We start from the raw sequence: 22,972 nt of genomic DNA, 5'->3' as shown, positions 1-22,972 counted from the left end.
TTGCCATGCAAACGCTCGATCGCCTCTCCGTCGGAGCCAAACTGGGCCTCGCCTTCTTCATCGTGCTGCTGATCACCGCGATCGCCGGCGGGGTGTCGATCACGCAGCTGAGCCGCGTCAATGACACGGCCAGCGCCATGGCCGAGAACTGGCTGCCGGCGACGCGCTCGGCCCAGGCCATGGCCCAGCACGCGACCCGCTACCGCACCCGCGAATACAGGCTGGTGATGACCGAGCAGGCCGAACGGGCGCCGGTCGTCGAATCGATCAAGAAGGCGCAGGCCGAGGTCGAGAAGCAGCTGGCCGCCTACGAGAAACTGGTCGACTCGGCCGAGGAAGCCGCCAAGCTGAAGCAGTTCAAGGAAGCCTGGGGCGAGTATCTGGAGCATGCTCGGGCGCTGCAGAGCAGCGCGCTGCAGGGTGACGAGGACGCCGCCCGCAAGGCGCTGACGGTCACCGGCCTGAAGAAATTCGATGCGTTGACCAAGGCGCTCGACGAGCTGGTCGAGCTGAACGTGGCCGGCGCCGACGCCGCCAACAAGCTCGGCGACGAGATCTATGCGCGCGGACGCTGGCTGATCATCGGCATGAGCCTGCTGGCCATCGCGCTCGGTGCCGGCCTCGCCTTCACGATCACCCGCCGCATCACCCGGCCGCTGGCCGCTTCGGTGCAGCTGGCCGAGGCGGTCGCCCAGGGCGATCTGAGCCGCCAGGTGACGGTCCAGGGCAGCGACGAGGTCGCGCAATTGCAGCGCGCGCTGATGAGCATGGTCGAGCGCCTGCGCGCGCTGGTGTCCGAGGTACGCAATGGCGTCGACTCGGTCTCCAGCGCCTCGGCCCAGATCGCCACCGGCAACCACGATCTGTCGGCCCGCACCGAGCAGACCGCATCGAATCTGGAGGAGACGGCCTCCAGCATGGAGGAGCTGACCGGCGCCGTCGCGCAATCGGCCGATACCGCCCGCCAGGCCAATCAGCTGGCCAGTTCGGCCGCCGCGGCCGCGCAGCGCGGCGGCGAGGTCGTCGGCAGCGTGGTCCAGCGCATGGACCAGATCAGCGAATCGTCGCGCCAGATCGCCGACATCATCGGCGTCATCGACGGCATCGCCTTCCAGACCAATATCCTGGCGCTGAACGCCGCCGTCGAGGCGGCGCGCGCCGGCGAGCAGGGCCGCGGCTTCGCCGTCGTTGCCGGCGAGGTGCGCACCCTGGCGCAGCGCAGCGCCGAGGCCGCCAAGGAGATCAAGGCACTGATAGTCCGCTCGGTCGAGACGGTCGAGGCCGGTGCCGGCGACGTCGCCCAGGCGCGCCAGACCATGGACGAGATCGTCGCCGGCGTGCGCCGCGTCACCGATCTGATGGGCGAGATCGCCGCCGCCGCGACCGAGCAGCGCGACGGCATCGGCCAGGTCAACCAGGCGGTCGCAACGCTGGACCAGATGACGCAGCAGAACGCCGCGCTGGTGGAGGAATCGAGCGCCGCCTCGAGCTCGCTGCAGGACCAGGCCCAGCGCCTGGCCGAGGTCGTCTCGGTGTTCAGGCTAGGCCGCTGAATCGTGGAGCCCCTCGCCCGACCGCATCCCCGCTGAACGCGGGTGCGGCCGGTCGGTCCCCCGGGGGGACGGCCTTGCCCGCGGCATCGAGCCGCGAGCAGGCCAGCGGGGCCGGCTTGGGGCGGCCCGGCGCCCGGCCCTGTTTCAGCGAATGCCCAGCCGATCCAGCTGATCGGCCACCAGCTCCAGCCTGAGCAGCGGATTGTCCAGCTGCATCAGGCGTTGGCGCTCCCCGGCCGGCAGCGGCAGCATCTCGCACCAGCGGTTGGCCAGCCAGCCGCTGTCCTCCCATCGATAGGGCGGCTGCAGCGGCAGCTCGGCCGCCGCGGCGCCCTGCTCCAGCGTGTGCAGCAGGCCCTGCAACAGACCCGCCAGCGGCCGCAGATCGTCCGGCACCGGCACCTGCGCATCGTGGTCCAGCAGCTCGGCCCTGCCGACCCACAAGCCATGCGGCAGGCAATGGCTGTCGGCGAGCCGGAAGCGCTGTAGGCCGCGGCAGCGGATCTGCAGCAGGCCCGGCTGCGGCTTCTCGCAGAACTCGATCTGCGCCAGGGTGCCGACCGGCTGGAACGATTCGCGCACGAAGGCACCGTCGGCCGCCGCCGCGTCGCGCCGGCGCACCTCGCCGCCCTCGATCAGCTGGACGACGCCGAAGGGCTCGCCGCTCTTCTGGCAGCGCGCGATCAGATCCAGATAGCGCGGCTCGAAGATGCGCAGCGCCAGCCAGCCGCCGGGGAACAGCACCGAGGCGAGCGGGAACAGCGGCAGGGCGTCCATGGTCGTCTCGCTCATCGCCTGCGCCCTCAGCGCGTCTTGGCCTCGATGCGCTGGCGGATCTGCGCCAGCGCCGCCTGCGCCGCCTCGCGGCCGGCCTGGATGCTGCGCCGGCGCGCCGTGAAGTCGGCGCTGCCGATGCCGTCCAGCCTGGGCCGCAGCACGATGTCGGCCTCGCGCAGCTCGAAATTGTTGATGCTGCGGCCCATGATGGAGACCGTCTGCAGCAGCATGCGGATCGCATCGCTGCCGGGCTTTTCCTCCGGCGGCGAGGAGATGTCGATCGCGACGATCAGCTCCGCCCCCATCTGGCGCGCGAAGCGCACCGGCACCGGCGCGACCAGGCCGCCGTCCACATAGTCGCGGTTGCCGATCTTGACCGACTGGAACACGGTCGGCACCGCGCTGGACGCACGCACCGCCGTGCCGGTGTCGCCGCTGCGGAACAGCACCGCCGCGCCGCTGGACAGATCGGTGGCGACGATGCCCAGCGGGACCGCCATCTGCTCGATCAGCTTGCCGCCGGTCTTCTCGCGCACGAAGCGGGCCAGCGCCTCGCCGCGGATCAGGCCGCGGGTCGGGAAGGCCCAGTCGCTGATCGCGCCCTCGTCCATGTTCTCGGCCAGCGTCGCCAGCTCCTTGCCGTTCTTGCCCGAGGCATAGAGCGCCGCGACCAGGCTGCCGGCCGAGGTGCCGGCGACCAGATCGACCTTGATGCCCTGCTCCTCGAAGACCTGGATCACGCCGATATGGGCAAAGCCGCGCGCCGCGCCGCCGCCCAGCGCCAGACCGATGCGCGGCGGCTTCGGCGGCGGTTTCGGGCCCGGTGGGGCCGGCTCGACCGGGGGCGGCGCGGAGCTCGCGGCGGCCGGGGTTTCGACCAGGGGCGGGGTGCTGGAACAAGCGGCCAGCGCCAGGGTGGCGGCCAGCAGGCTGCGGCGGCGCAGCGCGCCGGCCGCCAAGGCGGGAAACGGGAACATGCGCGCGATTCTAGGGTTGGCAAGGTTCACAATCGCTCATCGCCCGACCGGAGAGCGCCATGGCCATCCCGCATGCCAATCACGGACAGCTGATCGATCTGAAGCCGCTGAGCGAGAGCGGCGGCGAGGGCCAGAGCACCAGCCTGATCAAGACCGACCAGCTGCAACTGCTGCACATCGTGCTGCGCCAGGGTCAGCAACTGCACGAGCACAAGGTTGCCGGCGAGCTGAGCATCCAGTGCCTGGCCGGCCGGGTGCGCCTGGACCTGCCGGGCCGGCAGATCCCGCTGTCGGCCGGCCAGCTGACCCTGTTGCATGGCGGCGAGCCGCATGCGCTGGTGGCCGAGCTGGACAGCAGCCTGCTGCTGACCCTGGCCCTGCAGCATTGATCGCCAGCATGTCCCAGCCGCCTCAGGAGAGCTTGTAGCTCTGCAGATGGATGGAGGTCTCGGTGGCGCTGATGCCCTTGATCAGGCGGATGCGCTCCAGCACCTCGGCCAGCTCGGCCAGACTGGATGAGCGCAGCTCGGCCAGCAGGTCCCAGTGCCCGTTGGTATCGAACAGGCCGGTCACTCCCGGCTCGCCGAGCAGGATGGCGATCACCTCGCGCGTGCGGTTGCCCTCGACGGTGATGCTCATCCAGGCGGTGATCTCGCTCGGCACGACATCGGGCCGCAGGCGCACCGTGTAGCCGTTGATGATGCCGCTGTCCTCGAGCCGGGCAATGCGGTTGGTCACCGTGCCGCGCGACACCTTCAGTTTGGCCGCCAGCGTGGCGATGCTGGCCCTTGCGTTCAGGCGCAGCAGGGCCAGCAGCTGTTGATCGAGGGTGTCCATCGCGGTGTCCTTGTCATTTTGTCAATCACTACTGCCATTTTGACAAAATATATTGAAATTCTTGCCGGATTTTGCGCTTCTACTTGGCGTGCGGCTTGAGAACAATGCTGAGCAATCGCACTCGGAGACATTGCATGACCACCGTTCTGACCCCCAAGGACCTGAGCCGGATCTGCCAGCGCAAGGGCATCAAGGAAAGCCTGCGCGGCCTGCTGAGCTATATCGAGGCCGACTTCCTGCGCTGGCAGGAGTTCGACAAGAGCCCGCGCACGGCCAGCCATTCCAAGGACGGCGTGATCGAGCTGATGCCGACGGCCGATGCCACCCAGTACAGCTTCAAGTACGTCAACGGCCATCCGAGCAATGGCCGCCTGGGCCTGCCGACGGTGATGGCCTTCGGCGTGCTGGCCGAGGTGTCGACCGGCCGGCCGGAGCTGCTGTCCGAACTGACCCTGACGACCGCGCTGCGCACGGCGGCCACCTCGGTGATGGCCGCGCGCGCCCTGGCCCGGCCGGACAGCCGCGTGATGGCCCTGATCGGCAACGGCGCCCAAGCCGAGTTCCAGGCCCTGGCCTTCCACCATCTGATGGGCATCACCGAAATCCGCCTGTTCGACGTCGACCCGGCCGCCACGAACAAGCTGCTGCGCAATCTGGCCGATGTGGCGGGCCTGCAGCTGACCGTCTGCGCCAGTACCGCCGAGGCGGTGCGCGGCGCCGACATCGTGACGACGGTCACCGCCGACAAGCGGCTGGCGACCATCCTGCTGCCCGAGATGATCGAGCCGGGCATGCACATCAATGGCGTCGGCGGCGACTGCCCCGGCAAGACCGAGCTGCATCCCGAGGTGCTGAGGCGCTCCAAGGTCTTCGTCGAATACGAGCCGCAGACCCGTATCGAAGGCGACATCCAGCAGATGCCGGCCGATTTCCCGGTCACCGAGCTGTGGCGCGTGCTGCGCGGCGAGGCCAAGGGCCGCGACGATGCCGCCCAGATCACCGTCTTCGACTCGGTCGGCTTCGCGATGGAGGACTTCTCCTCGCTGCGCTGGCTGCGCGACTGCGCCGCCGAACTGGGCCTGGGCGCGCCGCTGGCGCTGATTCCCGAGCTGCAGGACCCGCGCGATCTGTTCGGGCAGCTGCGCGTCGGCAGCAGCAGCATCGGCGGCAGCACCACGCCGGCCCGGCAGCCGCTGCCGGCCTGAAGTCCGGCGTCAGCGCAGATAGTCCTCGATCTCGATCGCGTCGATCTGCTCGGCGGCCAAGAAGCGCTGCGCATAGTCGCGGCAGACGCCGGAGCGCAGGAAGAGCTCGAACAGCTGCGCATCGATGTGCTGCTCCCGGGCCATGCGAGCCATGATGCCCAGCGCCTCGGACAGGGTCTTGCCCTTTTTGTAAGGCCGGTCGTCGGCGGTCAGCGCCTCGAACACGTCGGCGATCGCCATCATCCGCGCCGGCACGCTCATCTCGGTGCGGGCGCGGCCGCGCGGGTAGCCGCTGCCGTCCATCTTCTCGTGGTGGCCGCCGGCCAGCTCGGGCACATGGCGCAGATGGCGCGGGAAGGGCAGCGACTCCAGCATCTTGATCGTCTGCACGATGTGGTCGTTGATCTTGTAGCGTTCCTCCTCGGTCAGGGTGCCGCGCGCGACCGAGAGGTTGTGCAGCTCGCCGCGGTTGTACAGGTACTCGGGCTCGCGCAGATGGAAGCCCCAGCGGTTGTCGCTGGGCATGCGCTGCAGCGGCGGCCGCTCGACCAGATGCTCGGGCTTGTCGGCCAGCAGGGTCTCGCGCACCGGCAGCGACGGCGCCGGCCGCAGCGCACGGCGGCGCTTCTCCTCGATCGACAGGCCCAGCCGGTCGTCCAGCGTGCGTTGCCAGCTGCGCGCGCCGATCTCGCGCAGCCGCGCCAGCTTGTCGCTGGCCATGAACTCGCCGCCCTCGTTGCAGCTGGCGACAAAGGCGAATTCCTCGTCCAGCGCCGCCCATTGCGGCGCCAGCCGCTCGCGCAGATGCTGCAGCTCGGCCGGGCCGCGGTTCTCCTCCAGCAGGGCGATCCAGGCATCGCGCTTGAGCACCTCGAAGCGGGTGCGGATCTCGTGGATGCGGTCGTAGATCGTCTCCAGCTTGGTGGCCTTGTCGACCACGTATTCCGGCGTCGTCACCTTGCCGCAGTCGTGCAGCCAGGCGGCAATGTGCAGCGCCTCCCAGTCGTCCTCGCTGAGCGCGAAGTCGGCGAACGGCCCCTGCTGCGTGTCGCAGGCGGCCTGGGCCAGCATCTTGGTCAGCTCGGGCACGCGCTGGCAATGCGCGCCGGTGTAGGCGCTCTTGGCGTCGATCGCGCCGGCCAGCAGCTGGATGAAGGCCTCCAGCAGCGCCTTGCGCGCGCGCAGCAGCAGCTGGTTGTCGACGGCCACGGCGGCGCTGCCCGACAAGGCCTCGACCAGGGCCAGCAGCGGCGCCGGCAGCGCGTCGGCATCGGCAAAGCCCAGCGAAAGCGCGCCGATCGCCTGGTTCTGCCGGTTCTTCAGCGGCAGCGCCAGCATGCGCACCCGCTGCACCGGCAGCGCCTCGAAGATGCGCGCATAAATCGCGCCCTGGGTCGGGCCGCCGCGGCGCAGCTCCAGCTCGACCGGGCCGTCCTGCCGCAGCGCGCGCACGGCGGCCGAGGGACTGCCCTCCTCGTCCAGCGACCAGGGCGGCAGGATCGTGATGTCGAGCACCTCGCCGCGCAGCCGGCCGGCCGCCGGCTGCAGCCGCCGTCCATCGTCGCTGAGCAGGTGCAGCGCGCCGCCGACGGCGCCGGTGACGGCAATCGTCTCGACCAGGATGCGGTCCAGCAGGCGGTCAAAGTCCTGCTCGGCCGACAGCGCGCGCGAGATGTCGAGGAAGTTCTGCAGCGACTGCTTCATGCCGCCCATGGCCTCGGAGAGCTGATCGACCTCCAGGATGCCGCTGCGCTGCGGCGGGCTGCCCTGATCGCCGCTGAAGTCGAAGCGCCGGATCGCCTCGGCCTCGCGGGCCTGGCGCACCAGCGGCCGCGAGACCAGGCGCGCGGTCCACAGCGCCGGGGGCAGGATCAGCAGCAGCAGTGCGACGCTGATCCAGGCGCTGTCGCGGCGCGCGCGCAGATAGTCGCCCTGCAGCTCGTCGCGCGGCGAGGCGATCGCCAGCCGCACCCGCGTGCCGGTCAGCTGCGGCAGCGGCTGCATGCGCACCACCCATTCGCGCTCGCCGACCACGATGATGGGCTCGGCCGCCTCGTCGGCCGCGCCGGCGCGGTCGCGCCGCCAGAGCTGGCTCAGCGCCGGCGAGCCGATCTCGTCGACCAGGGCCATGCGGCGGCCGTCGCGCGGCGTGTCGCCGGCGCCGGCATAGGCGAGCACGGCGCCGTCCTCGCCGACTATCATCAGCTCGGCCGAGGGCGTGAAGCGCTGGCGCTGCAAGGTGCGCGACAGCGCCGCCAGGCTCAGGTCGACGCCGGCGGCGGTGCGCGCCGTCGTGCCGGCATGGGCCAGGGTCAGGCCGATCTCGCCGGTGGTGAAGAAGACATAGGGCGCGGTCTGCACCGGTGCGGCGTCGGCGCCGGCGGCGACCGCCTGGGTGAACCAGGGCCGGCCGCGCGGGTCGAAGCGGTAGTCGGGCCGCTCGCGCCGCTCGATCAGGTTCAGTTCACGGTCGTAATAGGCGAAATAGCCCTGCGGCAGCGCGCCGTCGCGGTCGACCGATTGCAAGAGGAAGGCGGCCGACTGCGGCGCATCGAAGCGCGCGCGCAGCTCGGGCGTGCCCAGATGGCGCAGCAGCGCGAAGGAGCCGTTGGCCACGCCGCCATAGACGGCCGACAGCGATTCGTTGGTGCGCAGCACGCCGGCCATCAGCGGCAGCCGGCCCAGGCGCTGGCCATGATCGCCGCCGGTCAGCAGCGGCGTCGCCGCCAGCAGGGTCGCCGCCATGCCGGCCGGCCGCATCTCGGCGTCGATCACCAGCGCGATCTCTCGCCCGACGCGCTCGAACAGCTCGTTCGCCTGCGCCTGCAGCCGCCGCTGGCTGACGTAGTAGTTGTAGCCGACCAGGGCCGCGTAAAGCGTCAGGACCAGGCCGATCATGATGACGGCCAGGACCAGATAGATCGAACGCGGCTGCGGATTCCTCTTGCGCATGAGCCTCCCTCTGCTGCTGCAGCGATTGAGGCCCAAGACGGCAGCCGCCGTCAAGGCCGGGGCTGGCGGGTGTCGGGAATTGCCCGCAGACGGGGCAAGAACTGGCCCCCGGGACTCAGCCCTTCGCCTTCTTGCCGCGCTCCGGGATGACGGTGGTGATCACCGCCGAGGGCCGCTCACTGAACACCGGCGGCTTGTTGCTGCCGCTGTCCTTCTTCGGCTTCTTTGCCTCTTTCTTGCCTTGCTGTCCCTTGTTGGCCATGACGATCCTCCTTTGCGTCGCTGGCCGGAGTGTACGGACTTCGCCGGCCCCTAAACTGGCTCCATGCAATTCGCAGCGCTGATCAAGGAAATCGGCCGCGGCGCCCGGGGCGCGCGGGATATGGAGGCCGTCCAGGCCGAGGCGCTGTTCGGCGCGATGCTGGACGGCCGGGTGCCGGACATGGAGCTCGGCGCCATCCTCCTGTCCATGCGCATCAAGGGCGAGAGCGAGAGCGAACTGCTGGGCTTCGTGCAGGCCATGCAGCAGCGCACGGCAGGGGTCGAGGTGCCCGAGGGCCCGCGCTGCGTGCTGCTGCCGACCTTCAATGGCGCGCGCAAGCAGGCCAATCTGATGCCCCTGGTCGCGCTGCTGCTGGCGCGTGCCGGCGTGCCGGTGCTGATCTTTGGCCGCCACGACTTCGACAGCCGCCAGAGTCCCTTAGAGCTGCTGGCCGCGCTGGGCCTGCCGCCGGCCGCCGATGTCGCCCAGGCGGCGGCCCAGCTGCGCGAACGGCGCCTGGCCTGCCTGCCGCTGGCCGCGCTGAACCCGGGGCTGGACGCGCTGATGGCGCTGCGCCCGCGCCTGGGCGTGCGCAACAGCGGGCACAGCGTGGCCAAGCTGCTGGACGCGGCGCCCGGCCGCAGCGTGCGCGTGGTCGCCGTCACCCATCCGGAATATCTGGACAGCATGGGTCAGGCGCTGGGACCGCTGACGGCCGACGGCGGCCGGGCGCTCCTGATGCGCGCCAGCGAGGGCGAGGCCTATGCCCATCTGCGCCGGCGCGCCCATCTGATCGGCTTCGCCGATGGCCGGCGCCGCGAGCTGCACCCGGCCGACACGGCGGACCTCGATTGGCCGCTGTCGGAAGCCTGCGAGGCCGAGGCCAATGCCCGGCTGATCGAAGCCCTGCTGGCCGGCCGCGAGCCGCTGCCGCCGCGGATTGCCGAACAGGTCGAAGCGCTCAGCGCCCTGGCGCGGCACTGAATCGCTCATATGCTTATCCAAGAATAAGCAATCTACGATTCAGTAGTTCCCTTATATATAAACGCTACATAAAGTCCGCCTCCTAAGCCTTTCCAGGCATTTGGGAGCGTTGCTCGTGGACTGCACGGCGATCGTCAACGGCGTCGATGGCGGCTCGCTCTTGATGGCCGGCCGGAAGGTGGTCGCACCCTGAATGCCGAGCTCTTGACGCCTATGTACGCCTATACCGATTTCGACCGCCAGTTCGTCCACGCCCGCGCCGCGCAGTTCCGCGACCAGCTGGAGCGCAATCTGGCCGGCACGCTGTCCGACGACGAGTTCCGCCCCCTGCGCCTGCAGAACGGCTGGTATGTGCAGCGCCATGCGCCGATGCTGCGCGTGGCCGTGCCCTATGGCGCGCTGTCCAGCAAGCAGCTGCGCCAGCTGGCCCTGATCGCGCGCCAGTGGGACCGCGGCTACGGCCACTTCACCACCCGCCAGAACCTGCAATACAACTGGATCCCGCTAGTCGACGCCGCCGACGTGATGGACGCGCTGGCCGCCGTCGACATGCACGGCATCCAGACCAGCGGCAACTGCATCCGCAACATCACCAGCGATGCGCTGGCCGGCGTCGCGCCCGACGAGATCGTCGACCCGCGTCCCTATGCCGAGCTGCTGCGCCAGTGGAGCACGCTGCATCCGGAATTCGCCTTCCTGCCGCGCAAGTTCAAGATCGCGATCTCGGGCACCGTCGAGGACCGCGCCGCGATCGGCTGGCACGACATCGGCCTGCAGCTCGTGAAGAACGCGGCCGGCGAGATCGGCTTCAAGGTGCTGGTCGGCGGCGGCATGGGCCGCACGCCCATCATCGGCCAGGTCGCCACCGAGTTCCTACCCTGGCAACAGATCCTCGTCTACATCGAGGCGATCGTGCGCGTCTACAACCGCTACGGCCGCCGCGACAATATGTACAAGGCGCGCATCAAGATCCTGGTCAAGGCCGAGGGCCAGGCCTTCTTCGATGCGGTCAACGCCGAGTTCAAGGCCATCCTCGAGCAGGACGAGGGCGGCCGCGAGCACCTGCTGCCGCAGGCCGAGCTCGAGCGCGTCGCCGCGCACTTCGTACAGCCGGCCGGCGTGCAGGCCACGGCGGCCAGCGACATCTTCGCCGGCGTGCAGCCGGGCGCCTACAAGCGCTGGCTGGAGCGTAATGTGCACGCCCATGCGCTCGCCGGCTACCGCGCCGTCACGCTGTCGCTGAAGCGCAGCGGCACGCCACCCGGCGACGCCAGCGACCAGGCCATGCATGACGCCGCCGAGCTGGCCGATCGCTTCAGCCAGGGCGAGTTGCGCGTCAGCCACGACCAGAACCTGGTCCTGCCCTGGGTGCGCGAAAGCGATCTGCCGGCCTTGTTCGAGGGCGCGCGCGCCGCCGGCTTCGCGACGCCGAACATCGGCCTCCTGACCGACATGATCGCCTGCCCCGGCGGCGACTTCTGCGCGCTGGCCAATGCCCGCTCGATCCCGGTGGCGCAGGCGATCACCGAGCGCTTCGACGATCTGGACGAGCTCTACGACCTCGGCGACATCGACCTGCACATCAGCGGCTGCATCAACAGCTGCGGCCACCACCACAGCGGCCATATCGGCATCCTCGGCGTCGACAAGGACGGCAGCGAGTGGTACCAGATCACGCTGGGCGGCTCGGACGGCTCGACCCTGTCGGGCGCGGCCCAGCCGGGCAAGGTGATCGGCCCGTCGTTCGCCGCCGACGAGGTGCCGGACGTGATCGAGTCGCTGGTGCAGACCTACCGCGGCCAGCGCCAGGCGGGCGAGCGCTTCATCGACACCGTGCGCCGCATCGGCATCGAGCCGTTCAAGGCGCCGGCCAACGCGCAGCGCACCTTGACCGCCCGCGCCGACGCCATCGCCGCCTGATCGAGAAGAGGCCAAAAGAATCATGAAATTCATCGACACCAGCAAGAACGAATGGCATCGCGTGCTCGGCGAGGACGGCCCCAAGCCCGACCCCGATCCGGCGCCGCAGCTGCTGCTGACGCTGGAGCAATGGCATGCGGTGCGCGGCCACTGGCCGGCCGCACTGCCGACCGCGATCGAGCTGCCCAACGACTACGCCGTCGAGGAGCTGGCCGACGACCTGCCGCGCTTCCAACTGATCGTGCTGCGCTTCCCGAAATGGGTGGACGGCCGCGCCTACAGCCAGGCGCGCCTGCTGCGCGGCCGCTACCGCTTCAAGGGCGAGATCCGCGCGGTCGGCGAGGTGCTGGTCGACATGCTGCAGTTGCTGTCGCGCACCGGCTTTGACGCCGTCGAGCTGCGCGCTGACCAGAGCCGCGAGGCGGCCGAGCGCGCGCTGCGCTTCTTCCCGGCCTTCTACCAGGGCGCGCTGAGCGAGAACCGCCCGGCGACCAAGCCGGTCTTTGCCGAGACGGCCGAGGCCTGAGATGAGCGGCGCGGAAGTGTCTTCCTTGTCGCCGTTGCCCGGCGCGGCGAGCAGTTCGGCCAAGAGCCTCTATGCCCGCCAGACCACCGGCTTCGACGCGCGGCTGGCGCGCACGGTCGAGCTGCTGCGCGCGGCCGTCGCCATGCATGGCGCGGGCCTGCTGCAGTCGACCTCGCTGGGCGCCGAGGACATGGTGATCACCGACCTGATCGCCCGCCATGCGCTGCCGGTCGCGATCGCGACGCTGGACACCGGCAAGCTGCACGCCGAGACGCTGGCCCTGATCCCCGCCATCGAGGCGAAGTACGGTCTCAAGGTCGAAGTCTTCCGCCCGGCCGCGGAGGCGGTGATCCATTTCGTCCGCACGAACGGCGAGGACGCGATGTACCGCAGCCTGGCGCTGCGCAAGGCCTGCTGCGGCCTGCGCAAGCTGGAGCCGCTGTCGCGCATGCTGGCCGGCCGCAGCGCCTGGATCACCGGCCTGCGCCGCGAGCAGAGCACGAATCGCGCCGAGGTGCCCTTCGACGAGGACGACGGCCAGGGCCGCCGCAAGCTCAATGTGCTGGCCGAGTGGAGCTGGGCCGATGTCTGGCACTACATCGAGCAATTCGATGTGCCCTACAACCCGCTGCACGACCAGTTCATGCCCTCGATCGGCTGTGCGCCCTGCACCCGCGCGATCGCCGTCGGCGAGGACTTCCGCGCCGGCCGCTGGTGGTGGGAGGAAAGTTCCAAGGAATGCGGCTTGCACGCGACGAACAAGACGATTGGAGTAACGGCATGAATGCCCCGGTGAATCTGCAGAGCCTGCTTCCCACGGTCGACCACCGCCATCTGGACCATCTGGAAGAAGAGGCGATCTTCATCCTGCGCGAGGTCGCCGCCTCCTTCGAGCGGCCGGGCCTGCTGTTCTCCAGCGGCAAGGACAGCTGCGTCGTGCTGCGCCTGGCCGAGAAGGCCTTCAAGACGCGCGACAGGAGCGACCCCACCGGCAACAGCTTCAAGGGCCGCCTGCCCTTCCCGCTCGTCCACGTGGACACCGGTCATAACTTCCCCGAGGTCATCGAGTTCCGCGAGCGTCGCGTCGCCGAGATGGGCGAGCGCCTGATCGTCGCCCATATGGACGAGTCGATCGCCCGCGGCACCGTGCGCCTGGCGCATCCGCTCGAGTCGCGCAACGGCCACCAGACGGTGACCCTGCTGGAGGCAATCGAGGACAACCGCTTCGACGTGCTGATCGGCGGCGCCCGCCGCGACGAGGAAAAGGCGCGCGCCAAGGAGCGCATCTTCAGCCACCGCGACGCCTTCGGCCAATGGCAGCCGAAGGAACAGCGGCCCGAGCTGTGGAATCTGTTCAACACCCGCATCCGCCCGGGCGAGCATTTCCGTGCCTTCCCGATCAGCAACTGGACCGAGCTCGACGTCTGGCTCTACATCGCCCGCGAGAACATCCCGCTGCCCAGCCTCTACTACGCGCACGAGCGCCAGATCGTCCGCCGCAAGGGCCTGCTGGTGCCGGTCACCGAGGTCACGCCGCCCGAGGGCGACGAGCGGATCGAGACCGAGACCGTGCGTTTCCGCACCGTCGGCGACATGACCTGCACCTGCCCGGTCGAGAGCAGCGCCGCCAGCGCGGCCGACATCGTTGCCGAGACGCTGACCGTCACCGTCAGCGAGCGCGGTGCCACCCGCATGGATGACCGGACCAGCGAGGCCTCGATGGAGCGCCGCAAGAAGGAAGGCTATTTCTGATCATGAGTGCAGTCTTGAACACCCTGATCCACGACGACGAAGTCGACACCCAGCACCGCGCGCTGCGCTTCCTGACGGCCGGCAGCGTCGACGATGGCAAGAGCACGCTGATCGGACGCCTGCTCTATGACAGCCGCGCGATCCTGGCCGACCAGCTGGACACGCTGGAGCGCCGCGCGGCCGGCCAGCCCATCGATCTGTCGCTGCTGACCGACGGCCTCGAGGCCGAGCGCGAGCAGGGCATCACGATCGACGTCGCCTACCGCTATTTCGCGACCAAGCGCCGCAAGTTCATCATCGCCGACGCGCCGGGCCACGAGCAGTACACGCGCAATATGGTGACGGCCGCGGCCGGCTCCGACGCCGCCGTCGTGCTGGTCGACATCACCAAGCTCGACACCACGGTCGACGAGGTGCAGCTCTTGCCGCAGACGCGCCGCCACAGCCTGCTCGCGCATCTCTTGCGCGTGCCCTCGATCGTGTTCGCCGTCAACAAGCTCGACGCCGTCGCCCAGCCGGGCCCTGCCTTCGCCGCCGTCGCCAAGGCGCTGAACGCCTTTGCGGCCCAGGCCGGCATCAGCATCGCCGCCATCGTGCCGGTCTCGGCCCTGCGCGGCGACAACGTCACGCAGCCGCTGGCGGCCGACTGGTACGACGGCCCCTCGCTCTTGCAGGTGCTGGAAGGCCTGCCCGGCGTGCAGGAGAAGGTCGAGGGTCAGCTCTTGATCCCGGTGCAGTACGTGGCCCGCGAGGGCGAGGGCACCGGCAACCAGCCCCGCACGCTGTGGGGCCGCATCGCCCACGGCCAGATCAAGGCCGGCGACGAGGTGCAGATCCTGCCCAGCGGCGAGAAGGCTCTGGTGGCCGAGCTGCGCCGCGCCGGCGAGACGGTCGAACAGGCGGTGGCCGGCCAGTCGGCCGGCCTGGTGCTGGACCGCCAGCTCGATGTCTCGCGCGGCGACTGGATCGTGACGCCCGGCTCGGCCACGCCGGTGCAGAGCTTCGAGGCGACGCTGGCCTGGCTGGACACCGAGCCCGCCCTGCCCGGCCGCAAGTACTGGCTGCGCCATGGCAATCGCTGGGTGCAGGCGCGCATCGCCGCGATCGAGCACAAGGTCGACATCCACACGCTGGCTGAAGACCCGGCCCAGCAGCTGAACGTCAACGAGATCGGCCATGTGCGCATCGAGGTGCAGGCGGCCCTGCCGGTCGAGGCCTATGCCAGCAACCGCGTCGGCGGCAGCCTGATCGTCGTCGACCCCACCAGCAACCGCACCTCCGGTGCGCTGCTGGTGCGCTGAAGGAGCAAAGACCATGAGGGGCAAGGTCATCTTCGTCAGCGCCGGCCCCGGCGCGGCCGATCTGATCACGCTGCGCGGCGCGCGCGCGCTGGCCGCGGCCGATGTCGTGCTGTTCGACGCGCTGACCGATCCGGCCCTGCGCGAACTGGCGCCGCGCGCGCAATGGCTGGACGTCGGCAAGCGGGGCTTCTGCCACTCGACCAAGCAGGAGGCGATCAATGCCGCCCTCGTCAAGCAGGCGCAGCAGCACCGCCTGGTCGTGCGCCTGAAGGGCGGCGACGCCAGCGTGTTCGGCCGGCTCGAAGAAGAGCTGCTGGCGCTGCAGGAGGCCGGCATCGGGAGCGAGGTCGTGCCCGGCGTGACCGCCGCGATTGCCGCTGCCGCCCAGACCCAGCGCCCGCTGACCCGGCGCGGCACGGGCCGCAGCGTCAGCCTGACGACGGCGATGACCAAGGACGGCGAGCTGCAGGCCGCCCGTTCGGCCGACACCGAAGTCTTCTACATGGCCGGCCAGCAGCTGGCCGCGCTGAGCCGCAAGCTGCTCGAGGCGGGCTGGCCCATCGACACGCCGGCCCTGGTCGTCTCGCGCGCCGGCTGCGCCGATGCGCTGTCCAGCGAGCACCGCCTCGCCGACCTGGCCGCGGCCGGCATGCTGCACCGTGGCCGGCCGACCGTCGTCACCGTCGGCGCCGGCGCCCGCGCGCTGGGCGGCAAAAAATCATGGCCCCTGACCAAGAAAACCGTGGAATCTGCGCCGGAAGCCCTGGTAAACACCCTGAACGATTAAAATCCCGCATTTGCCGTCGCTGCGCCCAGATGCAGCCCGGCCCGGCCACACCAACAACAGCTTCAAGCCATGACCCACGTCGTCCTCGAATCGTGCATCCGCTGCAAGTACACCGACTGCGTCGATGTCTGCCCGGTCGACTGCTTCCGCGAAGGCCAGAACTTCCTGGCCATCGACCCGGATGAATGCATCGATTGCGCCGTGTGCATCCCCGAATGCCCGGTCAACGCCATCGTCCCCGAAGAGGACGTGCCCGGCGATATGCAGCACATGATCAAGCTCAATGCCGAGCTGTCCAAGAAATGGCCCAGCATCACCAAGCGCAAGGCCTCGATGCCGGACGCCGAGGAATGGAAGGACCGCACCGGAAAGCTGTCCGAGCTGATTCGCTGATTTCCCACTGACTCCCGGCTTAGTCCCCGGGCTCAAATCCCTATGGAACCCCAATTGAACGCAGAGATCGCCAAGACCGCGGCCGAACACGGCGGCCCCATCGAAACCGATGCCGTCATCGTCGGCGCCGGCCCGGTGGGCCTGTTCCAGGTGTTCGAACTCGGCCTGCTCGAGATCAAGGCCCATATCATCGACTCGCTGGCCTACCCCGGCGGCCAGTGCATCGAGCTGTACCCGGACAAGCCGATCTACGACATCCCGGCCGTGCCCGTGTGCACCGGCAAGGAGCTGACCGACAACCTGATGAAGCAGATCGAGCCCTTCGGCGCGACCTTCCATCTGGGCCAGGAAGTGACGACGGTGCAGAAGCAGGACGACGGCCGCTTCTATGTCGAGACCTCCAAGGGCACGAGCTTCCTGACCAAGACGATCTTCATCGCCGGCGGCGTCGGTTCCTTCCAGCCGCGCACGCTGAAGGTCGAGGGCGTCGACAAGTACGAGGGCAGCCAGGTCCACTACCGGGTGCGCAATCCCGAGCAGTTCGCCGGCAAGAACATCCTCGTCATCGGCGGCGGCGATTCGGCGCTGGACTGGGCGCTGAATTTCTGCGGCGGCAATGCCGACGGCAACCCGCACAAGGCCGAGAGCGTGATCCTGCTGCACCGCCGCGACGGTTTCCGCGCCGCGCCGGCCAGCGTCGCCAAGATGCATGAGCTGTGCGAGCAGCACGAGATGCAGTTCCTGGTCGGCCAGGTCAGCGACATCGTCGAGACCGACGGCCAGCTCACCGGCGTCAAGGTCACCGGCGCCGACGGCGTCACCCGCGTCGTGCCGGCCGATCAGGTGCTGGTGTTCTTCGGCCTGTCCCCCAAGCTGGGCCCGATCGCCGAATGGGGCCTGGCGCTGGAGCGCAAGCAGATCGTCGTCGACACCGAGAAGTTCCAGACCTCGATCCCCGGCATCTTCGCCGTCGGCGACGTCAACACCTATCCGGGCAAGAAGAAGCTGATCCTGTCGGGCTTCCACGAGTGCGCGCTGGCCGCCTTCGGCGCCGCGCCCTATGTCTTCCCCGAGAAGCGCGTCCATCTGCAGTACACGACGACCAGCCCGAAGCTGCACAAGGTGCTGGGCGTCGACTCCCCCGTCTTCGACTGAGTCACGAACTCAGCCGCCATGCCAGGCCGCCCCTCGGGGCGGCCTTGTCTTTTACGGCCCAGCCTGCCAGCCGCGCTCGCGCGCCCGCCGCTCGGCCTCTGCATCCAGCGCATCGCCCTGGCGCAAACCGTCGATCGCCTCCAGCAGCGCCGGCGGCAGGGCGGTGGCGGCGCTACGGTAGGCGGCGGCATCCGGGCTCGCCGCCGGCAGCGGCTGTAGCTGGCGCAAGCGCCAGTGATCGCCCTCGCGGCAGGCCAGGCCGGCGCTGCCGCCCTGGGTGAAGCTGCGGCAATAGCCGCCGCCCTGAGCCACGAAGCTCAGGCCCGGCGTGACGCCGCCGGCCGATTCGCCGGACAGGCGTGTGTCCAGCGCCTGCGCCAGCGTGCCGCGCGCCAGCAGGCCGTCTTGGTTGAAGTCACCGAGTAGCTTCGGGCCTAGCACGAGGCCCAGCACGAGGCTCGCCGCCATGCCGCCCCACTGAATCCAGCCGAGGCGCCTCTGCGCTCGCATGCTGTCCAGCGATACGACGGTGGCACTCGGTTTCAGCAGCGCGCTGAGCCGCTCAGGCACCGGCTCCTGCAGCACCGGCGCGTAAGCCCGGCCCAGCGTCTCGCGCAGGCGCTGCTCGCGCGCGAGCGCCTGCCGCAGGGTCGGGTCTTGCACCAGCCGCTGCTCGAAAGCCGCCCGCGCGGCCGCATCGAGCTCGCCGTCCACATAAGCCATCAGGGTTTCGTCGATCCCGCTCATTTCAAAGCTCTCCATCACCGAGCATGCGCTGCAGCGCCTCGCGGCCGCGCGCCAGGCGGCTGGTCAGCGTGCCGATCGGCACGCCCAGGGCCTCCGCCGCGTCCTTGTAGGCCAGGCCCTCCACCAGCACCAGGCCCACGGCCAGGCGCTGCTCCTCGGGCAGGCGCGCCATCGCGGCCTCGACGGACAGCCGGGTGATCAGGCTGCCGGTTTCTGAGACGCCGACCTGCTCGCCGTCGGGTGCCAGGACCTCGTCGCGGCGGCCGCGGGCGCGCAGCTCATCGATCCAGGCGTTCTTCATGATGCGAAACAACCAGCTGTCCAGGCGCGTGCCTTCCTGCCATTGATCCTGCGCGCGCAGCGCACGCTCCAGCGCGATCTGCACCAGGTCGTCTGCGTCTTCGCGCTGCCAGGCCACCGTGCGGGCGAAGCGACGCAGCCGGGGCAAGAGCTCGGCGATGCGTTGGCGCAGGTTATCGTGGGCACTCATGCTTGCTTGATGATCGAAGAACGTCGGCGCGCCGGATTTTCTTCCATGCCTGCCGCGTTATCGTGTGAATGAAGAAGAAGAAAACAGCTCTTGCCCTGCTTGCCGTCTTGCTGCTGCTGGTCAGCGAGGCCGGCCTGGCCCAGCTGCGCCTGCCCGGGCTGCCGCAGCTGCCCAACCTGCCGCCCCGCAGCGACGGCCTGCTGCGTCAGCGCCTTGAACCGCTACAGGCGCCGCTCGAGGAGCTGCAGGGCCTGCGCCAGCGCCTGAGCGAACAACTGCTGCAGCGCCACCCGCGCGAGCTGGCGCGCGACCCGGCCGGCGAGCTGATCCTGCGCCGGCAGTTGCTGGCCCTGCCCTCCAGTGCCTCGGCGCGCGAGCGCCTGCTGGCCCTGCCCGAGGTCCGGCTGCTCGAGGAAACCCGGCTCGATGGCCTCGATCTGGGCTGGCTGCTGCTGCAGGTCGACACCGCCCTGCTGCCGCGCCTGCGCGCGCTCGACCCGGAGGGGCTGTACGACTACCAGCATGTCTATCTGGGCAGCGGCACGGTCACGAACGCCGCCGACGCGCCCGCAGCGGCCGCGCCGCCGCCAGGCCCCGTCGGCCTGATCGACAGCGGCATCGATGCCCGGCACCCGGCCCTGCGCGAGATCGCGCTGGAACGCTTCGGCTGCGCGGGGGCGACCCGGCCGGCGGCGCACGGCACGGCCGTGGCGTCCCTGCTGGCCGGTCGCGACGGCGGCTTCCGCGGCGCGCTGCCCGGGGCCACGCTCTATGCCGCCGATGCCTATTGCGATGCCGCCGACGGTGGATCGGTGCAGCGCATCGCCCAGGGCTTGGCCTGGCTCGTGCGCGAGCGGGTGGGCGTCATCAATATCAGCCTGGTCGGACCGCCAAATCAGCTGCTGCAGCGCGCCGTGGCGGCGGCCCAAGCCAAGGGGCATCTGATCGTGGCGGCGGTCGGCAACGACGGGCCGGCCGCGCCACCGCTGTATCCGGCAGCCTGGCCTGGCGTCGTCGCGGTGACCGGCGTCGATCGGCGCCGGCGCGCGCTGCCCGAGGCCGGGCGCGGTCCGCATGTGATGCTGGCGGCGCCGGGCAGCGAACTGCTGGCCGCCGATGGAAGCGGCGGCTATCGGCCGCTGCGCGGGACCTCCTTCGCCGCGCCGCTGGTGGCCGCCCTGCTGGCCGCCCACCTGCCCAGGCCCGACCCGGCGGCCGCACACGAGGCGCTGGCCCGCTTGCAGGCCGAGGCCCTCGATCTCGGCGCCAGCGGCCGCGACGAGATCTATGGCTGGGGTCTGGTCGGCGAGTCGCTGCGCACGGCTGCGCCGCGCTGAGCGGCGCAGGGCGAGCTTACCAAGCGTTGCATCTGCGGCGGAAGAAGCCGGCGGGCGGGCTCGTTCTTCGGATGTGGGTGCCGGATGGTCCGGTACCGCACGGCAAGAACGAACTGGAGATCCTCATCATGAAAGCCACCCGCAATCCTTCCAACATCCCGCTCACCACCGCCCTGCTCGCCGCGCTGGTCGGCGCCTTGTCTCTGAGCAGCACGCCGGTGCACGCCGGTCTGCTGGGCGGCGGTGCGGGCAGCGCCGGCAGCCGCGGCGCTGCCATCGGCGGGGCCATCGCCGGCAACGCCGGCGCTTCGATCAATGGTTCGATGGCGGGTCTGCAACGGCCCGATGCCGGGCGCGCACGCGACGCGCTGGGCCAGGGCCGCGACAAGCTGAGCGAAACGAAGAGCGGCGCGACCGACAAGCTGGAGCAGGGCAAGTCCACAGCTCAAGCGGCCGCGCCGACCGCGCCCGACACCACGGCGCCGAGCGGCAAGGCCGAGGCCTCCGGCCAGGCCTCGGCGCATCGCGAAGGCAGCTCCGTCGGCGGCAATGCCGCGCTGAGCGGCAGCGGCTCTCGCTGATGCGCCCAGACCTGCCTTAGAATTCACTGCCCCGCCGAGCAATCGGCGGGTTTCGCTAGGGGTGTTGAGTCGCGCCGATTTCGATCGCTGCGCCTCGACTGAGAAAGTCCCTTTGAACCTGTTTGAGGCCCGCTTGCGGGTCGCAAAGTCCCCGAAAGGGGATTGAGGTAATCCTCGCGCAGGGAAGCACGCATCAGCCGCCGTCGATCTCCGTTTCTCTTCTTTCTCGCTTCGACGCCCGGCCCTGTCGTTCGCCGACCTGCCATCGCTTTGTGGTTTCGATGGCAATCCAACGTTCTCTTCCTTCCCCGTCCCTGCTTGCTCTCGCGGCCGGACTCCTTTGCGCCGCCGCCCAGGCGCAGACCCTGCCCACCGTCTCGGTCAGCGGCCGCTCGGCCGAGACGCCGGTGCTAGTCGGCGGCTTCGGTGACGTACCGGTCGCCAAGCTGCCGATGCAGGCTGCCGTGCTCTCTGGCGAGCGCCTGCTGGACCTGGGCATCAACAGCTTGGCCGGCATCGTGAGCCTCGACGCCAGCATCGGCGATGCCTACAACTCGCAGGGCTATGTCTCCTATCTGAAGATCCGCGGCTTCGACCTGGACAACCGCTTCAACTACCGCCGCGACGGCCTGCCGATCAATGCGGAGACGGTGCTGCCGCTGACAAACAAATCGGCGGTCGAGGTGCTCAAGGGCACCAGCGGCGTGCAGGCCGGCACCAGCGCGCCGGGCGGTCTGGTGAACCTGCAGGTCAAGCGCCCGCAGGCGGGCAACTTCACCAGCGTCGGCCTGTTCTACAACGAGCGCGGCACGGTCGAGGGCACGCTGGACTGGAACCAGCGCCTGAGCCCCAGCCTGGGCCTGCGCGTCAACGCCAGCGCCGCCCATCTGGACCCGCTGCTGCACGACGCCAAGGGCAATCGCCATCTGCTGGCCGCAGCTGTCGACTGGCAGGCCGGTGCGGCGACGCGACTCGAAGCCGAATTCGAAGTCAGTCACCAGAGCCAGCCCAGCCAGCCCGGCTTCAGCCTGCTCGGCGACACGCTGCCCAGCGCGAAGAGCATCGACCCGCGCGTCAATCTGAACAACCAGGACTGGAGCCAGCCGGTCGTCTTCGACGGCCAGAACGCTTCGCTGCGCCTGACCCAGCAGCTCGATGCCGACTGGAAGGCGCAGGCCCATCTGGGCGTGCAGCGCCTGCAGAACGACGACCGCCTCGCCTACCCCTTCGGCTGCACGGCCGCCGACGGCAGCTATTACGCCGATCGCTACTGCCCGAACGGCGACTTCGATATGTACGACTTCCGCAGCGAGAACGAGCACCGCGACAGCGACGCGCTGGACCTCTCGCTGGCCGGCAAGTTCACGACCGCCGGCCTGCGCCACGACTTCGGCGCCGGCCTGCTCTTGAGCCGTTTCAAGAGCCGCTTTCAGCGCCAGGCCTACAACTGGGCCGGCACCGGCAATATCAGCGGCATTCCGCGCGCCACGCCCGATCCGAGCCTCACCGACGAGAACACCAACCGCGACGAGAGCAGCCGCGAGCTCTATCTGCGTGACGCCATCCAGCTGGGCGCCGACTGGCAGGCCTGGCTGGGCCTGCGCCACAGCTGGCTCGAGCGCGACAGCGTGCGCACCGACGGCTCGCGTGCCACCCACTACAAGCAGGACTTCACGACGCCCTGGCTGGGCCTTTCGTATGCGCTGTCGCCGCAGCTGATGGCCTATGCGAGCTGGGGCGAAGGCATCGAGTCGACCGTCGTGCCCAACCGCAGCCGCTACACCAATGCCGGCCAGGCGCTGCCGGCACTGCGCAGCGAGCAGTTCGAGCTGGGCCTGAAGGCCGGCAGCAACACGGTCGACTGGTCGATCAATGTGTTCGACATCACACGCCCGCTCTGGCGCGATATCGGCAGCTGCGATGTCGCAGCCAGCTGCACGACGACGGCCGATGGCGAGGCGCGGCACCGTGGCATCGAGGCGCAGGCCGATCTGAAATGGCAGGGCGGCGGCCTGCTGGCCAGCGCGATAAAGCTGAGGGCGCGCCGCGAGGGCAGCGCCGATCCGGCCCTGAATGGCCTGACCCCGCCGAACACGCCGGAGACGACGCTGAAGCTGCTGGCTCGCCAGGGCGTGCTGCCCGGCCTGCAGTTGCAGACCGGCCTGGTCTACGAAGGCCCGCGCCCGGTGCTGCCCGACAACAGCGTCGCCATTCCCGGCTGGACCCGGCTCGATGCCGGCGCCCGCTACGACCAGGTCTGGGGCGGACAGTTGCTGATCTGGCGCGTCGGCGTGGACAACTTGGCCGACCGCCGCGCCTGGAAGGAGTCACCCTTCCAGTACGAGCATGTGTACTTGTACCCGCTCGCACCGCGCACCTGGCGCGCCAGTTTGGAAATCCAGTTGTAATAAGCCTCGAACTCGGTCTATAATGCAA

Annotated in this window: 22 protein-coding genes; 15 read left to right on the top strand and 7 right to left on the bottom strand. The window is 69.7% G+C overall.

Annotated elements, in window-relative coordinates; all coding sequences use genetic code 11:
* Positions 1-5: 5 nt before the first annotated feature.
* Positions 6-1,553, top strand: a complete 1,548-nt coding sequence (locus QWJ38_RS21150) for a methyl-accepting chemotaxis protein (RefSeq protein WP_290361121.1) — start codon at positions 6-8, stop codon at positions 1,551-1,553.
* 144 nt (positions 1,554-1,697) lie between these two features.
* Here the strand turns inward: QWJ38_RS21150 and QWJ38_RS21145 are convergent, their stop codons facing one another.
* Complete coding sequence (locus QWJ38_RS21145; protein ID WP_290361120.1) at positions 1,698-2,345, bottom strand: LON peptidase substrate-binding domain-containing protein; 648 nt, start codon at positions 2,343-2,345, stop codon at positions 1,698-1,700.
* Between the two features lie 11 nt (positions 2,346-2,356).
* A complete protein-coding gene (locus QWJ38_RS21140) occupies positions 2,357-3,307 on the bottom strand; it encodes a patatin-like phospholipase family protein (protein ID WP_290361119.1) in 951 nt (316 codons plus the stop codon).
* Positions 3,308-3,366: 59 nt separating this feature from the next.
* Here QWJ38_RS21140 and QWJ38_RS21135 point away from each other — a divergent pair, with 59 nt between their 5' ends.
* Positions 3,367-3,696, top strand: a complete 330-nt coding sequence (locus tag QWJ38_RS21135; RefSeq protein WP_290361118.1) for a cupin domain-containing protein — start codon at positions 3,367-3,369, stop codon at positions 3,694-3,696.
* 22 nt (positions 3,697-3,718) lie between these two features.
* Here QWJ38_RS21135 and QWJ38_RS21130 read toward each other — a convergent pair whose 3' ends face one another.
* Positions 3,719-4,144 carry an Lrp/AsnC family transcriptional regulator gene (locus QWJ38_RS21130; protein ID WP_290361117.1) on the bottom strand — a complete coding sequence of 142 codons (426 nt, stop codon included), beginning with the start codon at positions 4,142-4,144 and terminating at the stop codon, positions 3,719-3,721.
* Between the two features lie 134 nt (positions 4,145-4,278).
* On the opposite strand from QWJ38_RS21130, the gene ocd reads away from it, so the two are divergent.
* Positions 4,279-5,349 carry an ornithine cyclodeaminase gene (gene ocd / locus QWJ38_RS21125; RefSeq protein ID WP_290361116.1) on the top strand — a complete coding sequence of 357 codons (1,071 nt, stop codon included), beginning with the start codon at positions 4,279-4,281 and terminating at the stop codon, positions 5,347-5,349.
* 9 nt (positions 5,350-5,358) lie between these two features.
* Here ocd and QWJ38_RS21120 read toward each other — a convergent pair whose 3' ends face one another.
* Both QWJ38_RS21120 and QWJ38_RS21115 read right to left on the bottom strand, forming a co-directional pair.
* Entirely contained in the window at positions 5,359-8,301 is a 2,943-nt protein-coding gene (locus tag QWJ38_RS21120; protein ID WP_290361115.1) for an HD domain-containing phosphohydrolase, read from the bottom strand.
* A gap of 115 nt (positions 8,302-8,416) precedes the next feature.
* Positions 8,417-8,563 (bottom strand): hypothetical protein, encoded by a 147-nt coding sequence (locus QWJ38_RS21115; RefSeq protein ID WP_290361114.1) that lies wholly within the window; start codon positions 8,561-8,563, stop codon positions 8,417-8,419.
* Positions 8,564-8,626: 63 nt separating this feature from the next.
* Between QWJ38_RS21115 and ybiB the strand changes: the two genes are divergently transcribed.
* The 9 genes from ybiB to QWJ38_RS21070 all read left to right on the top strand — a co-directional run bounded on the left by ybiB (position 8,627) and on the right by QWJ38_RS21070 (position 17,381).
* Entirely contained in the window at positions 8,627-9,547 is a 921-nt protein-coding gene (gene ybiB / locus QWJ38_RS21110; RefSeq protein ID WP_290361113.1) for a DNA-binding protein YbiB, read from the top strand.
* Positions 9,548-9,760: 213 nt separating this feature from the next.
* Positions 9,761-11,467 carry a nitrite/sulfite reductase gene (locus QWJ38_RS21105; protein WP_290361307.1) on the top strand — a complete coding sequence of 569 codons (1,707 nt, stop codon included), beginning with the start codon at positions 9,761-9,763 and terminating at the stop codon, positions 11,465-11,467.
* Positions 11,468-11,489: 22 nt separating this feature from the next.
* A complete protein-coding gene (locus QWJ38_RS21100; RefSeq protein WP_290361112.1) occupies positions 11,490-11,993 on the top strand; it encodes a DUF934 domain-containing protein in 504 nt (167 codons plus the stop codon).
* A gap of 1 nt (position 11,994) precedes the next feature.
* Complete coding sequence (locus QWJ38_RS21095; RefSeq protein WP_290361111.1) at positions 11,995-12,777, top strand: phosphoadenylyl-sulfate reductase; 783 nt, start codon at positions 11,995-11,997, stop codon at positions 12,775-12,777.
* Positions 12,774-13,745 carry a sulfate adenylyltransferase subunit CysD gene (cysD, locus tag QWJ38_RS21090; protein ID WP_290361110.1) on the top strand — a complete coding sequence of 324 codons (972 nt, stop codon included), beginning with the start codon at positions 12,774-12,776 and terminating at the stop codon, positions 13,743-13,745. Before QWJ38_RS21095 ends, cysD begins: the two co-directional genes overlap by 4 nt.
* A 2-nt stretch (positions 13,746-13,747) precedes the next feature.
* The gene (locus tag QWJ38_RS21085) at positions 13,748-15,046 is read left to right on the top strand and encodes a sulfate adenylyltransferase subunit 1 (RefSeq protein WP_290361109.1); all 1,299 of its coding nucleotides are present in this window, start codon (positions 13,748-13,750) and stop codon (positions 15,044-15,046) included.
* 13 nt (positions 15,047-15,059) lie between these two features.
* Positions 15,060-15,833 carry a uroporphyrinogen-III C-methyltransferase gene (gene cobA, locus QWJ38_RS21080; protein WP_290361108.1) on the top strand — a complete coding sequence of 258 codons (774 nt, stop codon included), beginning with the start codon at positions 15,060-15,062 and terminating at the stop codon, positions 15,831-15,833.
* 69 nt (positions 15,834-15,902) lie between these two features.
* Positions 15,903-16,226 (top strand): ferredoxin FdxA, encoded by a 324-nt coding sequence (gene fdxA / locus QWJ38_RS21075; protein ID WP_290361107.1) that lies wholly within the window; start codon positions 15,903-15,905, stop codon positions 16,224-16,226.
* A gap of 42 nt (positions 16,227-16,268) precedes the next feature.
* Entirely contained in the window at positions 16,269-17,381 is a 1,113-nt protein-coding gene (locus tag QWJ38_RS21070) for an NAD(P)/FAD-dependent oxidoreductase (RefSeq protein WP_290361106.1), read from the top strand.
* 51 nt (positions 17,382-17,432) lie between these two features.
* On the opposite strand, the gene QWJ38_RS21065 is transcribed toward QWJ38_RS21070, so the two are convergent.
* Together QWJ38_RS21065 and QWJ38_RS21060 are read right to left on the bottom strand one after the other, a co-directional pair.
* Positions 17,433-18,128 carry an anti-sigma factor family protein gene (locus QWJ38_RS21065; RefSeq protein ID WP_290361105.1) on the bottom strand — a complete coding sequence of 232 codons (696 nt, stop codon included), beginning with the start codon at positions 18,126-18,128 and terminating at the stop codon, positions 17,433-17,435.
* Between the two features lies 1 nt (position 18,129).
* Positions 18,130-18,618 carry an RNA polymerase sigma factor gene (locus tag QWJ38_RS21060; protein WP_290361104.1) on the bottom strand — a complete coding sequence of 163 codons (489 nt, stop codon included), beginning with the start codon at positions 18,616-18,618 and terminating at the stop codon, positions 18,130-18,132.
* A 68-nt stretch (positions 18,619-18,686) separates the two neighbouring features.
* Here QWJ38_RS21060 and QWJ38_RS21055 point away from each other — a divergent pair, with 68 nt between their 5' ends.
* From QWJ38_RS21055 to QWJ38_RS21045, 3 genes are all read left to right on the top strand, one after another.
* Positions 18,687-19,955 carry a S8 family serine peptidase gene (locus QWJ38_RS21055; protein WP_290361103.1) on the top strand — a complete coding sequence of 423 codons (1,269 nt, stop codon included), beginning with the start codon at positions 18,687-18,689 and terminating at the stop codon, positions 19,953-19,955.
* A gap of 128 nt (positions 19,956-20,083) precedes the next feature.
* Complete coding sequence (locus QWJ38_RS21050; protein ID WP_290361102.1) at positions 20,084-20,536, top strand: hypothetical protein; 453 nt, start codon at positions 20,084-20,086, stop codon at positions 20,534-20,536.
* 281 nt (positions 20,537-20,817) lie between these two features.
* Positions 20,818-22,944, top strand: a complete 2,127-nt coding sequence (locus tag QWJ38_RS21045) for a TonB-dependent siderophore receptor (protein ID WP_290361101.1) — start codon at positions 20,818-20,820, stop codon at positions 22,942-22,944.
* Positions 22,945-22,972 lie beyond the last annotated feature (28 nt).

This window comes from Roseateles violae (assembly GCF_030410485.1).
Taxonomy (GTDB): Bacteria; Pseudomonadota; Gammaproteobacteria; order Burkholderiales; family Burkholderiaceae_C; genus Roseateles_D; species Roseateles_D violae.
The sequence above is the reverse complement of the archived record's forward strand: the minus strand, read 5'-3'. Positions and strand labels throughout refer to the sequence as shown.

Excerpts from the sequence above, each read along its gene's own strand:
- QWJ38_RS21150 (WP_290361121.1), top strand. The coding sequence starts at position 6 with ATGCAAACGCTCGATCGCCTCTCCGTCGGAGCCAAACTGGGCCTCGCC.
- QWJ38_RS21145 (WP_290361120.1), bottom strand. The coding sequence starts at position 2,345 with ATGAGCGAGACGACCATGGACGCCCTGCCGCTGTTCCCGCTCGCCTCG.
- QWJ38_RS21140 (WP_290361119.1), bottom strand. The coding sequence starts at position 3,307 with ATGTTCCCGTTTCCCGCCTTGGCGGCCGGCGCGCTGCGCCGCCGCAGC.
- QWJ38_RS21135 (WP_290361118.1), top strand. The coding sequence starts at position 3,367 with ATGGCCATCCCGCATGCCAATCACGGACAGCTGATCGATCTGAAGCCG.
- QWJ38_RS21130 (WP_290361117.1), bottom strand. The coding sequence starts at position 4,144 with ATGGACACCCTCGATCAACAGCTGCTGGCCCTGCTGCGCCTGAACGCA.
- ocd (WP_290361116.1), top strand. The coding sequence starts at position 4,279 with ATGACCACCGTTCTGACCCCCAAGGACCTGAGCCGGATCTGCCAGCGC.
- QWJ38_RS21120 (WP_290361115.1), bottom strand. The coding sequence starts at position 8,301 with ATGCGCAAGAGGAATCCGCAGCCGCGTTCGATCTATCTGGTCCTGGCC.
- QWJ38_RS21115 (WP_290361114.1), bottom strand. The coding sequence starts at position 8,563 with ATGGCCAACAAGGGACAGCAAGGCAAGAAAGAGGCAAAGAAGCCGAAG.
- ybiB (WP_290361113.1), top strand. The coding sequence starts at position 8,627 with ATGCAATTCGCAGCGCTGATCAAGGAAATCGGCCGCGGCGCCCGGGGC.
- QWJ38_RS21105 (WP_290361307.1), top strand. The coding sequence starts at position 9,761 with ATGTACGCCTATACCGATTTCGACCGCCAGTTCGTCCACGCCCGCGCC.
- QWJ38_RS21100 (WP_290361112.1), top strand. The coding sequence starts at position 11,490 with ATGAAATTCATCGACACCAGCAAGAACGAATGGCATCGCGTGCTCGGC.
- QWJ38_RS21095 (WP_290361111.1), top strand. The coding sequence starts at position 11,995 with ATGAGCGGCGCGGAAGTGTCTTCCTTGTCGCCGTTGCCCGGCGCGGCG.
- cysD (WP_290361110.1), top strand. The coding sequence starts at position 12,774 with ATGAATGCCCCGGTGAATCTGCAGAGCCTGCTTCCCACGGTCGACCAC.
- QWJ38_RS21085 (WP_290361109.1), top strand. The coding sequence starts at position 13,748 with ATGAGTGCAGTCTTGAACACCCTGATCCACGACGACGAAGTCGACACC.
- cobA (WP_290361108.1), top strand. The coding sequence starts at position 15,060 with ATGAGGGGCAAGGTCATCTTCGTCAGCGCCGGCCCCGGCGCGGCCGAT.
- fdxA (WP_290361107.1), top strand. The coding sequence starts at position 15,903 with ATGACCCACGTCGTCCTCGAATCGTGCATCCGCTGCAAGTACACCGAC.
- QWJ38_RS21070 (WP_290361106.1), top strand. The coding sequence starts at position 16,269 with ATGGAACCCCAATTGAACGCAGAGATCGCCAAGACCGCGGCCGAACAC.
- QWJ38_RS21065 (WP_290361105.1), bottom strand. The coding sequence starts at position 18,128 with ATGAGCGGGATCGACGAAACCCTGATGGCTTATGTGGACGGCGAGCTC.
- QWJ38_RS21060 (WP_290361104.1), bottom strand. The coding sequence starts at position 18,618 with ATGAGTGCCCACGATAACCTGCGCCAACGCATCGCCGAGCTCTTGCCC.
- QWJ38_RS21055 (WP_290361103.1), top strand. The coding sequence starts at position 18,687 with ATGAAGAAGAAGAAAACAGCTCTTGCCCTGCTTGCCGTCTTGCTGCTG.
- QWJ38_RS21050 (WP_290361102.1), top strand. The coding sequence starts at position 20,084 with ATGAAAGCCACCCGCAATCCTTCCAACATCCCGCTCACCACCGCCCTG.
- QWJ38_RS21045 (WP_290361101.1), top strand. The coding sequence starts at position 20,818 with ATGGCAATCCAACGTTCTCTTCCTTCCCCGTCCCTGCTTGCTCTCGCG.